The following is a 12,296-nucleotide window of genomic DNA, read 5'->3' as shown; positions in this document are numbered from 1 at the left end:
CAAATTAGACCATCTGGCGCGCTGCGCAGCATGGCCTAATTTGGTGCGTAACAGGAGCGATTACTTCAGGCTACCCGAGAGGAATTGCTGCAGACGCTCGGATTGCGGGTTCACCAGCACTTCGCGCGGGTTGCCGCTTTCTTCGACCAGACCTTTGTGCAGGAATACCAACTGGTTCGACACTTCACGAGCGAAGCCCATTTCGTGCGTCACCACCACCATGGTCCGGCCTTCCTGGGCCAGGGACTGCATGACTTTCAACACGTCGCCAACCAGCTCCGGGTCCAGCGCCGAGGTCGGCTCGTCGAACAACATCACTTCCGGTTCCATCGCCAGCGCACGGGCAATCGCCACGCGCTGCTGTTCGCCGCCGGACATGTGGCCAGGGTAGGCGTCCTTGCGATGCGCCACGCCCACCTTGTTCAGGTAGTGTTCGGCTTTCTCGCGTGCTTCAGCCTTGGACACGCCCAGCACGTGCACCGGTGCTTCCATGATGTTTTCCAGCGCGGTCATGTGCGACCACAGGTTGAAATGCTGGAACACCATCGACAGGCGCGAACGCATGCGTTGCAGCTGTTTCGGATCAGCCGCCTTCAGCGCGCCATCCTTGTTCGCCACCAGCTTCAACTCTTCGTTGTTGAGCAGGATCTTGCCCGCGTGCGGCTGCTCAAGCAGGTTGATGCAACGCAGGAAGGTACTTTTGCCGGAGCCACTGGAGCCGATGATGCTGATCACATCGCCGGCTGCCGCTTTCAGGGACACACCCTTGAGCACTTCGTGACTGCCATAGCGTTTATGCAGGTCTTGGACTTCAAGTTTGTACATGCGGTCGGTTCTCACAAAAACAGTCAGTCAGTCGTTGAGCAAGCGCCCGTGACGCAGCGCTTCGCGCCCCGCCACCTTGGCCAGCCAGAAACCGGGTTGGGCATAACGCAGCCGTTCAATGGCAAACAGCACCCCGGACGTACCAGCACACACCGTGCTGACCCGATCCGCCAACGGATCGATCACTTCAAAAATCTCGTCGCCCGCTTCAACCCACTCACCGGGTTTGCGCAGGAAACTCACCACACCGGGGTGTGGTGCCAACAACAACTCAGTGCCTTCGAACGGCATGCCTTCGCAAGGCTCTTGCGCAGGTTTCGGCCATTCACCGCCGATCAGGCCTTGCTCGGCGAGGAACGCCAGAATGCCTTCGGCGTGGGCGCAGGCATCAAAGCGACCGGTGTCGGCCTGGCCCCCTAATTCAATGGTAGTTGCCAGACAGGCCAGCGGAATCTTCGCATCCGGGAACAGACGCGACAGACGCAACCACGGCAACGAACACGCCTCGTCGAACGAACTGCCGCCGGAATCCTCCGCCAGCAGACCGACTCGCACATTCAGGTGCGCAGCCAGCGAACGCCACTGCGGCCAGTGCTGCGGCAAGGCATACATGTGCAGCGCCGCTTCAGCATCGCAATGCAGGTCCAGCACGACATCGGCGGTGCAGGCGTGGCTGAGCAGGACGCGCTGCATGCCTTGCAACTGGCTGCTCGCCTCCGGCAATGCGGCCAGATGATCAGCCATCGCCTGACGGATCAGGCGAATGTTGGCATGCGGATCATCACCCAGACTCTCTGCCAGCGCAGCCGCAACCGGCGCGCTCAACTCGACGAAATCGCGGTTGAAGTTCTTGCCGCTGCCCGCCTCGAAACGCCCCTGATGATTGCCCTGAAGCAGTTGACCGAGGCCCAGGGGATTGGCCACCGGCACCAGCTCGATCACACCGTTGAGCAAGCCACCGGCTTCGAGTTCGGCCAGACGCTTTTTCAGCTCGAACGCTGTGCGCATGCCTGGCAGCTCATCGGCATGGAGGCTGGCCTGGATGTAGGCCTTGCGCTCACCACTGCCGAAGCGGAACACCGAAATCCGGCGCTCGCTGCCCAGGTGGCTCCATGGCAAAGCATGATCGATGCGTTCCATATCAGTGCTTCCGCGGGGCCAGGTAGCTCAGCCAGCGGCGCTCGGCCATCTTGAACAGCTTCACCAGCATGAAGGTCAGGCACAGGTAGAACACGCCGGCGGTGATGTACGCCTCGAACGGCAGGTAGAACTGGGCGTTGACCGTGCGCGCGGCACCGGTGATGTCGATCAGGGTCACGATGGACGCCAGACTGGTGGTCTGCAGCATCATGATCACTTCGTTGCTGTACTGCGGCAGCGCGCGACGCAGGGCCGACGGCAGCAGGATGCGCTTGTACATCTTGATCCGCGACATGCCCATGGCCTTGGCCGCTTCGATCTCGCCGTTCGGCGTGGCACGCAGGCTGCCGGCGATGATTTCGGCGGTATAGGCGCTGGTGTTGATCGCGAACGCCAGGCACGCACAGAAGGTTGCGCTGGACAGCCACGGCCAGAGGAAGCTTTCGCGCACCACTTCGAACTGCGCCAGACCGTAGTAGATCAAAAACAGCTGCACCAGCATCGGCGTGCCGCGGATCACGTAGGTGTAGAGCCACGCCGTCATGTTGACGACCGGGTTCTTCGAGACGCGCATCAAGCCCAGCGGCAATGCACACAGCAGGCCGAAGAACAGCGACAGCGCGAGCAGTTTGAGGGTGGTCACCAGGCCGCCGAGGTACAGCGGCAAGGCCTCCCAAATGACGTTGTAGTCGAAGATCATAGCTCAGCCGCCCTTACGCCTACCGAGTAGCGCTTCTCGAGGTGACGCAATGCCAGCAACGAGACACTGGTGATCACCAGGTACAACGCCGCCACTGCGAGGAAGAAGGTGAAAGGCTCGCGGGTGGCATCGGCCGCCTGCTTGGCCTTGAACATCATGTCTTGCAGACCCACCACCGAAATCAGCGCGGTGGCCTTGGTCAAAACCAGCCAGTTGTTGGTGAAACCCGGAATCGCCAGACGAATCATCTGTGGCACCAACACCCGGAAAAACACCTGGAAACTGCTCATGCCGTAGGCCATGCCGGCTTCGGCCTGCCCCTTGGGGATCGCCATGAAGGCGCCACGGAAGGTTTCCGACAGGTACGCTCCGAAGATGAAGCCCAGGGTGCCGATACCGGCCGCCAACGGGTTCAGGTCGATGTACTCGTCATAGCCCAGCATCGGCGCGACGCGGTTGAGCAGGTCCTGGCCGCCGTAGAAAATCAGCAGGATCAGTACCAGGTCGGGAATACCGCGGATCACCGTGCAATACAGATCGCCCAGCCAGGCCAGCCAGCGCACTGGCGAAAGACGCAGTGCCACGCCGATCAGACCCAGGACAATGGCCAGGGCCATGGACGACAAGGCGAGCTGAAGCGTCAGCCAAACGCCATCGAGGATGACAGCCCCGTAGCCTTTCAACATGATTCAGGTCCTCGAAAGTTGGGATGAAAAAATGGCGCAAACCTCAGAGATCCTGTTGCTTGCGCCATTTCGGACTTGTCGCTTGGACGTGTTACTTGCCGTAGATATCGAAGGCGAAGTATTTGTCCTGGATTTGCTTGTACTTGCCGTTCTCGCGAATCGACGCGATGGCGGCGTTGAGCTTGTCCAGCTCTGCCTTGTCGCCCTTGCGAACCGCAATACCTACGCCGTCGCCGAAGTATTTGACATCGGTGAACGCAGGGCCGACGAACGCGAAGCCTTTACCGGCGTCGGTTTTCAGGAAACCGTCATCCAGCAGCGTAGCGTCTGCCACGGTGCCGTCGAGGCGGCCGGCGGCCACGTCGAGGTAAATTTCGTTCTGCGAACCGTATGGCTTGATCTCGGCACCCAGCGGGGCCAGGACTTCACGGGCGAAACGCTCGTGGATCGAACCACGCTGCACGCCGATGTTCTTGCCCTTGAGCTCGGTCAGGCCTTCGCTGACCTGAGTGCCGGCCTTCATGACCAGGCGAGCAGGGGTGTTGTAGTACTTGTTGGTGAAGTCCACGGACTTCTTGCGATCTTCAGTGATCGACATGGACGACAGGATCGCGTCGATCTTGCGCACTTTCAGCGCCGGGATCAGACCGTCGAACTCTTGCTCGACCCACACGCACTTGACCTTCATCTCTTCGCACAGGGCGTTGCCGATGTCGTAGTCGAAACCCACGATGCTGCCGTCCGGCGCTTTCGAGGCGAACGGAGGGTAAGCCGCCTCGATACCGATTTTCAGAGGTTTTTCATCGGCGAAGGTTGGCAGGGACAGCACGGACAGTGCCAGGGCGCCAAGCAGCACGAGTTTCTTCATCTTGGGACTCCATCGGTAAAGGGCTAAAACGGCAGAGTGAGCGACAGCCCAATATGCGAATGAGTGGAACCGGAAAGCGTTGCTGCGTCCTGGGAAGCGGGCGTTGAAATTCAACACGGGCAACGACGAGCGAGTGATCGGCATTCTAACGACAGGCCCGAAGCCGATATTTCTTCAATGCGACAACTAATTACAGAAGCACTGAGAATGCCGTTTCGGCACGTTGACAGCCCTGCAAAAACATGCAAAGGCAAAAGACATTGAACCGATGTATGTTGCAAATTGCGGGCCTATTATTGGCAAACCCTTCTAATCCGGCAAGCACAGCGTAGGGTCTTATTTTTCATCGGTGGTTTTGAGGCCCTGATACAGGGCTTGGCGTTTCCCAATGCCCCGTACTGGCGCGATGCGGTTACACATTCAGTAACCTGAATGATCGCGGGTAACAGTAGGAAAATGCCGACAGAGGAAACCGATATTTATTGGTAGATGTTGTTGTATTGCCTCAAAGACCACCTTCGCGAGCAGGCTCGCTCCCACAATGGTTTTGTGTCGACCACAAAACTTGCCTCCACCAAAACTCCCCTGCTCGCGAAGGGGCCCGCCCAACCCACACAAAACCCGAAGAATAAAAAACCCCACCTGGCGCAACGCCAGGCAGGGCTTCCAATGACTCAGAACCGCCGCTTACGCGACATTCATCGTCTTGTGCGTATCAATCAAATGCTGCACCACACCCGGGTCAGCCAAGGTGGAGATATCACCCAACCCCTCGTACTCAGCCGTCGCAATCTTGCGCAGAATCCGGCGCATGATCTTGCCCGAACGAGTCTTCGGCAGGCCCGGCGCCCACTGGATGACATCGGGCGAAGCAATCGGGCCGATCTCTTTACGCACCCAGTTTTTCAGCTCCAGGCGCAGTTGCTCGCTCGGCTCTTCGCCATTTTTCAGGGTGACATACACATAAATGCCCTGCCCCTTGATGTCGTGCGGCACACCGACCACAGCCGCTTCGGCGACTTTCGGGTGAGCGACCATCGCGCTTTCGATCTCGGCGGTACCCATGCGGTGGCCGGACACGTTGAGCACGTCGTCCACGCGACCGGTGATCCAGTAGTAACCATCAGCATCGCGACGGGCGCCGTCACCGGTGAAGTACATGCCGCGGAACGTCTTGAAGTAAGTGTCGACGAAGCGGTCATGGTCGCCATACAGCGTACGCGCCTGGCCTGGCCACGAATCGAGAATCACCAGGTTACCCTCGGCCTCGCCCTCGACGATGTTGCCCAGGTTGTCCACCAGCGCCGGCACCACGCCGAAGAACGGACGCGCCGCAGAGCCGGGCTTGAGGGCGTGCGCGCCCGGCAGCGGGCTCATCATGTTGCCGCCGGTTTCGGTCTGCCACCAGGTATCGACGATCGGGCAACGGGACTTGCCGACATTCTTGTAGTACCAGTCCCAGGCTTCCGGGTTGATCGGCTCGCCGACCGAACCCAGCAGGCGCAGGCTGCTGCCATCGGCGCCTTCAACAGCCGCCGTACCCGAGGCCATCATGGCGCGGATCGCCGTCGGTGCGGTGTAGAGGATGTTGACCTTGTGCTTGTCGACGACCTTCGCCACCCGGGTGATGTCCGGGTAGTTCGGCACGCCTTCGAACAGCAGCGTGGTCGCGCCGTTGGCCAGCGGGCCGTAGACGATATAACTGTGGCCGGTGACCCAGCCGACGTCGGCGGTGCACCAGTAGATTTCACCCGGGCGATAGTCGAACACGCGCTCGTGGGTCATGGCCGCGTACAGCAGATAGCCGCCGGTGGTGTGCTGCACGCCCTTCGGCTTGCCGGTGGAGCCGGAGGTGTAAAGGATGAACAGCGCTTCTTCGGCGCCCATCTCTTTCGGCGCACAAACGGTGCCGGCCACCTTCATCAGGTCCTCGAACCAGATGTCGCGATGCTGGTTCCACTTGATGTCGCCACCGGTGCGCTTGCACACGATGACTTTCTGGATGCTGCTGGTTTCCGGGTTGGTCAGCGCGTCGTCGACGTTGGCCTTGAGCGGGATCTTCTTGCCGGCACGAATGCCTTCGTCGGCAGTGATCACCACTTTCGAGCGGCAGTCGATGATGCGACCGGCCAGGGCTTCCGGCGAGAACCCGCCGAACACCACCGAGTGAATCGCGCCGATCCGGGCACAGGCCAGCATGGCGACCACGGCTTCGGGGATCATCGGCATATAGATAGTCACCACGTCGCCACGGTGCACGTCCTGGCCACGCAGGGCGTTGGCGAACTTGCAGACTTGCTCGTGCAGCTCGCGGTAGGTGATGTTGCGGCTTTCGGAAGGGTCATCGCCCTCCCAGATGATCGCGACCTGATCGCCACGCTCGGCCAGATGACGGTCCAGGCAGTTGTAGGAAACGTTCAGGGTGCCGTCGGCGAACCATTTGATGTCGACATGGTGATCGTCGAAGGAAGTCTGCTTCACCGTGGTGAAAGGCTTGATCCAGTCGAGGCGCTTGGCTTGCTCGCGCCAGAAGCCGTCCGGGTTGACGACCGACTGCTGGTACATGGCCTTGTAGGTCGCCTCGTCGGTCAGCGTATTGGCCAGAACCTCGGGACGAACGGGATACAGGGAAGCCGCACTCATCTTTCTTACCTCGGTGGAATAGTTGTTTTTGTATGACCCTGTTGTAGCCCGGGCCGGGCCTATAGAACCATTCGACGATGGTAGTAACAAGCCCCTACAAAATGTCGTGAATACCCACCAGACATCACATAACACCTGTAGGAGCGAGCCCGCTCGCGATGGTCTCCAACGATAACGCGTCCAATCTGACACCCCGCGATGCCCTCTGGCTCATCGCGAGCAAGCTCGCTCCTACAAAAAAGAAGAGGCTATTCAGGGATTGTTACAGGATCCGCCAAAGGTGTTTATCAAAACCACGTCTATATGAACGTATTCGCCACCCCTAAAATCTGCCACGCCAACCCGGCAACCTGAGTTAACCAAGTTACAGCCCCCACGAAGGCAGTTAACCCAAACCCAGTAGTTCAGCTCCACACGCAACCCCAAAAAGGTTGCGTGAACCCACTCGACCTTAGAAAGGTAAAATTCAAATGAAAGCTTTATTGGTTCTGGCCCTCAGCAGCGTGTGCGTAAGTGCCATGGCAGGCGAGGTCCCGGCTGATGTCGCGCAGCAACAACCGCCCATTGAGGAATACACTTACTCGATGAATCTGGACATCGCCAAAGTGATCTCCATGAGCGAAGCCCCGAATGTTTGTGAAGTTGTGCCAATGAAAATGGAATACGAAGACTCCAACGGTCAACGGCATATCCTGCGTTACAGCGCGATGGGCAACGGCTGCTCTAACGGCTGATCCCCTGCTTCACCCCTCCCCCGAAAAGGTTCGACCCACCCGCCGCGATCAGGCAGATGAAGCGCCGAACCTTGATAATCTAATAATTCGATTATTTTAAGCATTTATTTGCGCTTTTTAATCGAAAAAGTCGGCGTAGTATCAATCTCAACCCAAGACAAACAACGCCTTCGAAACTGGAGCAACGACCATGAAAACCCAACTGATCCTCGCCCTGACCCTCTCCGTGCTGGCTGCCAACACCTTCGCCGCCGATGGTTACGACCGCACCGGCTCGGCCGCGTACACCAGCGAAGCCTCTGTCGCTTCCGACGGTTACGACCACACCGGTTCAGCGTCCTTCGCAGCCGATGGCGCAGACCACATTGGCGCAGGCAAACTGGCTGCCGACGGCGCTGATCACACTGGCGCCGCCCGCCTCGCCGCCGATGGTGCCGATCGCGTAGGTGCCGCTCGCCTGAGCTGAGCCGCCAGCACGACTTCATGGCCCGACTTCGGTCGGGCTTAGTTGTGTCTGGAGTCGCCGAAAAGCCATTCAAAACACAACATGTAGTAAAAAATCGCTTTTTCTGCTCATTTTTTAAGCAAAACCTGAGTCAAGCCATTTTTACGAAAAAAAATCTTCCCCCGGCAAAGCCCCATAAACCCTCGCTCTGACCGAAAAACCTGCCCTCTCGGCCGCTCCATGCGCGGATTCGCCCCACCACGGCCGGAAAAATTTCCCTATAATGCCGCCTTAAACGGGCCTGCAATATTCCCTTACAGGGACAACAGCCAGTCTGAAGCCCACGCCGAAATCCTCACCGATTTCCGCGCCCCTCAGAGGCTCTCGGAACCCCGTACAAAATCAGGTTTATTTGCCTGCGTGCACCGCGGCAAAAAACGACATCCAACGCGGCCAGTACGGCCGTGTGAAAAACCGACCCATCCAATTTCACACGGGCACACTGGCCCTCACGCAGGAGACGACACGTCATGCTGAGCTGGGACGAATTCGACAAAGAAGACACGGAAGTAGCAGTCAAGAGCGCCAACGCCGGCCACGCCGCCGAAGCCAACATGGACCGTCTCGACAGCGCTGGCGGTGCCGCCGCCCTGGAAGCCCGTGCCGTGACCGCCGCTGACTCCGCCGCCGTTGCCCGCGCCAAGGCCGCCCTGGACTCGCTCGACGTCGCCGAAGGCCTCGCCGAACTCGAAGGCGCCTCCGCCCGTGTCGCCGTTGACGAAAAACGCATGATCAACTGCCGCGCCGACCTCAACCAACTCGTACCCTTCAAGTACGACTGGGCCTGGCAGAAGTACCTGGACGGCTGCGCAAACCACTGGATGCCGCAAGAAGTCAACATGACCGCCGACATCGCCCTCTGGAAAAACCCGGAAGGCCTGACCGACGACGAGCGCCGCATCGTGATGCGCAACCTCGGCTTCTTCTCCACCGCCGACTCCCTGGTTGCCAACAACCTGGTCCTGGCCGTGTACCGCCTGATCACCAACCCGGAATGCCGCCAGTACATCCTGCGCCAGGCCTTCGAAGAGGCGATCCACACCCACGCCTACCAGTACTGCATCGAATCGCTGGCCATGGATGAAGGCGAGATCTTCAACATGTACCACGAGATCCCGTCGGTCGCGAAAAAAGCCACCTGGGGCCTCAAATACACCCGCTCCATCTCCGACCCGCAGTTCACCACCGGCACCGTCGAAACCGACAAGGAACTGCTGCGCAACCTGATCGCCTACTACTGCGTTCTGGAAGGCATCTTCTTCTACTGCGGCTTCACCCAGATCCTCTCCATGGGCCGCCGCAACAAAATGACCGGCGTCGCCGAGCAGTTCCAATACATCCTGCGCGACGAATCCATGCACCTGAACTTCGGTATCGACGTGATCAACCAGATCAAAATCGAAAACCCGCATTTGTGGGATGCCGAGATGAAGGAAGAAGCCTCGCAAATGATTCTGCAGGGTACTCAGCTGGAGATCGAATACGCCCGCGACACCATGCCTCGCGGCGTGCTGGGCATGAACGCGGCGATGATGGAGGACTACCTCAAGTTCATCGCTAACCGTCGTCTGTCGCAGATTGGGTTGAAGGAAGAGTATCCAGGGACGACTAACCCGTTCCCTTGGATGAGCGAGATCATGGACTTGAAGAAAGAGAAGAACTTCTTTGAGACTCGGGTTATTGAGTATCAGACTGGTGGGGCGCTGAGCTGGGATTGATTTCCTAGTTCATCCCGATTTGACGATTAGACCTGAATCGGCAAATCAAAAAATGCAAAAGCCCCGATCTAATCGGGGCTTTTTTGTTGCCTTAACATCGATTTCCTACATCACTTTGCGTACAACCACGCGACCGAATCGAGCCATCAGGCCTGTTTTGTTGTAGATCATTTTCGGCAATATCTAGACGCTTACTGTCAGGGCTACTGACGAAGTCTGATTATCGTGTAAATAAGTTTGCCCCTTCCCTTGGATTTTCTTGCAGGCTACAGCATACACAACCGAAGCTATTTTGCTCGCTAGCAATGGCGGTACCGCATTTCCAACCTGATGGAACTGTTGTGTGCGATTACCCTGAAAAAAGTAATTGTCGGGGAAGGTTTGAAGTCGAGCAGCCTCTCTGACTGTCAAACTCCGGCATTGCTTGGGATCGTAGTGAATGAAGTAATGACCATCCTTGGATATGTGGCTAGTGATGGTCGTTGCCGGGATCTCCTCCAACTGCACTCTAAAACGATCACTGAACTTTCCGCTTTCCCAGTTCTTATGAGCAGGTGCAAGACCTGAAAGTGTGAATTGTTGATGCCCTTTCGGAGAGGTTTTGTAGGCTCGAGCATAGACGCTCGCGAACATGTATCTGCGTAGATCAGAAAGCATATGACCGCGAGCATCGTGGTTTAGCCAATATTCCAATTTATCGTCGCGATACCATCGGTCCAGACTCTGATCTTTCGTTCTACCATCACCCTTACGGCGAGATACTCGTAACGCACCAACATCCAGAGAGGCAGAGAGCAAAGCGTCCCGTGCAATCTTCATTGCATAATCGAGCTTCGGCTCGACCCTACCATCGACTTCCGATCTGAGCCCGTCGAGCTGATTTGCAACTTCCCGGTACCAAGATTCGCTGTCATCTCGTTGCTTGGTCAACCGACTACGCAGCTCTGGTAGATCACCGAGAACTTGCTTTGTGCTGACTCGCTCAACGATCTCCGGAATGCTTCCGTGTTCAGGAATACATCCTTGATCATCCAAGGCAATACCTAAGAGGATTACTCGATGCCTAGCCTGAGGAATACCATGCTCTTCGGCTTTGATGATAAAACCGCGAGGATCCACCTTATTCACATCGTCATCAGGACCGAAGGACTGGTCAGTTACGAGCGAACATATTCGATATTTTGTGCCGGGAGTCGGATCGCCGAGAGCCTTGTTAGGGTCCGTAAGGTCCTGCAAAATCTGCGAGAAAATACTCTCACCTGCAACCTTAGAGGACAGGATACCCTTCACGTTCTCCATCACGAAAACAGCTGGCTTCCTCTCCTTGATGATTCGCAGATATTCCTTATAAAGGAAATGGCGGTGATCGTTTTCGGCATTGTAATCGGCTTTTGCCTGATTACGCGCCCGACCTACGATTGAATAGGCTTGGCAGGGAGGGCCACCTATAAGCACCCAAGGTCGATCCTCAAGTCTCTCATCAAGAATATCGTCGAGCTCCCGGTCGCCTTTTTCTGATCCCAAAGTGATGCATCTAGCCTCTTCATCGGCCTCCTGCCACTGTGCTTTGCTAGCATCACTGAAAGGCTCTTTACGATGACCATTACAAAAATCGTAGTAATCGCACAGCCGATCAGGATTTTTCAGCTTTAGAAGTCTGTAGAACGCTCTCAGTTTGAGCGTTTCCCTAGCAACGGGGTCCATTTCGGCTGAGACCACGATCTCGAAACGGGTTCCGTCACCCGAGGATGCGAACCCCTCACCAAGCCCTCCAGGGCCTGCAAAAAGATCGACGATCTGAATCGGCTTCGAAAGCTTAGTGTTGCTCTCGATAGCTGTAGCTCGGCCTAATGGCAAGTTCATTTGGGGCTCGGTCATGGACATAGTCAGTAAAGAAGTCAGGTCTCGGATGATGGCCGCTATTCGCGGTAGCAATACATCTCCCGAGATGAAGGTCCGGAAGCTGCTCCATCGGCATGGCTTCAGGTATCGACTGCATTCTCGGAAGCTTCCAGGTCGGCCAGACGTAGTGCTTCCTCGCTACAACGTCTGCATTTTCATTCATGGCTGTTTCTGGCACAGGCACCCAGGCTGTAGGTATGCCACAACCCCTCGGACTCGCGAAGAGTTCTGGCGATTGAAATTCGACCAGAACGTGGAGCGAGACCTCAGGAACAAAACTGAGCTGCTCCAGCAGGGATGGCGTGTTTTCGAGCTTTGGGAATGCGGTATTCGCGGGCCTGAAACAGAAATGTATTGGCTTCTGGAAGCCGTGCGGGATTGTAATCAAAAATACGTCTCCTGGCCCGAATTTCCTGTAGTGGGCATCTGATGACCTATGAATAGTCGATGCTTAGCCGCCTGCCGCCGCTTGTATGCTCGTCATTGCCTGAAGTAATCCAATCTGCTGCCCTGCGCAAAATAGGCTGGGCCAACAGAGCAGAAAATGGCAAAGTGATGTTACACATTGCAGACGG

General features: G+C 57.2%; 11 protein-coding genes. 4 read left to right on the top strand and 7 right to left on the bottom strand.

Annotated features, from left to right (window positions below; genetic code table 11):
• Positions 1-60: 60 nt before the first annotated feature.
• The 6 genes from CAF65_RS16080 to acs form a co-directional block, all read right to left on the bottom strand.
• The gene (locus tag CAF65_RS16080) at positions 61-825 is read right to left on the bottom strand and encodes an ABC transporter ATP-binding protein (protein ID WP_085717160.1); all 765 of its coding nucleotides are present in this window, start codon (positions 823-825) and stop codon (positions 61-63) included.
• A 27-nt stretch (positions 826-852) separates the two neighbouring features.
• Positions 853-1,965 carry a M14 family metallopeptidase gene (locus CAF65_RS16075; RefSeq protein WP_085717159.1) on the bottom strand — a complete coding sequence of 371 codons (1,113 nt, stop codon included), beginning with the start codon at positions 1,963-1,965 and terminating at the stop codon, positions 853-855.
• Between the two features lies 1 nt (position 1,966).
• A complete protein-coding gene (locus CAF65_RS16070; RefSeq protein ID WP_085717158.1) occupies positions 1,967-2,665 on the bottom strand; it encodes an ABC transporter permease in 699 nt (232 codons plus the stop codon).
• Positions 2,662-3,351 (bottom strand): ABC transporter permease, encoded by a 690-nt coding sequence (locus CAF65_RS16065; RefSeq protein ID WP_085717157.1) that lies wholly within the window; start codon positions 3,349-3,351, stop codon positions 2,662-2,664. Before CAF65_RS16065 ends, CAF65_RS16070 begins: the two co-directional genes overlap by 4 nt.
• A gap of 91 nt (positions 3,352-3,442) precedes the next feature.
• Complete coding sequence (locus CAF65_RS16060) at positions 3,443-4,219, bottom strand: ABC transporter substrate-binding protein (protein ID WP_008022793.1); 777 nt, start codon at positions 4,217-4,219, stop codon at positions 3,443-3,445.
• A gap of 687 nt (positions 4,220-4,906) precedes the next feature.
• Positions 4,907-6,862, bottom strand: a complete 1,956-nt coding sequence (gene acs, locus CAF65_RS16055) for an acetate--CoA ligase (RefSeq protein ID WP_085717156.1) — start codon at positions 6,860-6,862, stop codon at positions 4,907-4,909.
• Positions 6,863-7,332: 470 nt separating this feature from the next.
• Between acs and CAF65_RS16050 the strand changes: the two genes are divergently transcribed.
• The 3 genes from CAF65_RS16050 to CAF65_RS16040 all read left to right on the top strand — a co-directional run bounded on the left by CAF65_RS16050 (position 7,333) and on the right by CAF65_RS16040 (position 9,819).
• A complete protein-coding gene (locus tag CAF65_RS16050; RefSeq protein WP_085717155.1) occupies positions 7,333-7,596 on the top strand; it encodes a DUF2790 domain-containing protein in 264 nt (87 codons plus the stop codon).
• 190 nt (positions 7,597-7,786) lie between these two features.
• Entirely contained in the window at positions 7,787-8,062 is a 276-nt protein-coding gene (locus tag CAF65_RS16045) for a hypothetical protein (RefSeq protein ID WP_085717154.1), read from the top strand.
• Positions 8,063-8,571: 509 nt separating this feature from the next.
• Positions 8,572-9,819: a ribonucleotide-diphosphate reductase subunit beta gene (locus tag CAF65_RS16040; RefSeq protein WP_085717153.1), complete on the top strand. Its 1,248-nt coding sequence runs from the start codon at positions 8,572-8,574 to the stop codon at positions 9,817-9,819.
• A 183-nt stretch (positions 9,820-10,002) separates the two neighbouring features.
• Here the strand turns inward: CAF65_RS16040 and CAF65_RS16035 are convergent, their stop codons facing one another.
• Entirely contained in the window at positions 10,003-11,682 is a 1,680-nt protein-coding gene (locus CAF65_RS16035) for a DNA cytosine methyltransferase (RefSeq protein WP_085717284.1), read from the bottom strand.
• A gap of 13 nt (positions 11,683-11,695) precedes the next feature.
• Here CAF65_RS16035 and CAF65_RS16030 point away from each other — a divergent pair, with 13 nt between their 5' ends.
• Positions 11,696-12,151, top strand: a complete 456-nt coding sequence (locus CAF65_RS16030; RefSeq protein ID WP_085717152.1) for a very short patch repair endonuclease — start codon at positions 11,696-11,698, stop codon at positions 12,149-12,151.
• The last annotated feature ends 145 nt before the right edge of the window (positions 12,152-12,296 follow it).

The sequence above is a fragment of the Pseudomonas sp. B28(2017) genome (genome assembly GCF_002113025.1).
Classification (GTDB): Bacteria; Pseudomonadota; Gammaproteobacteria; order Pseudomonadales; family Pseudomonadaceae; genus Aquipseudomonas.
The sequence above is the reverse complement of the archived record's forward strand: the minus strand, read 5'-3'. Positions and strand labels throughout refer to the sequence as shown.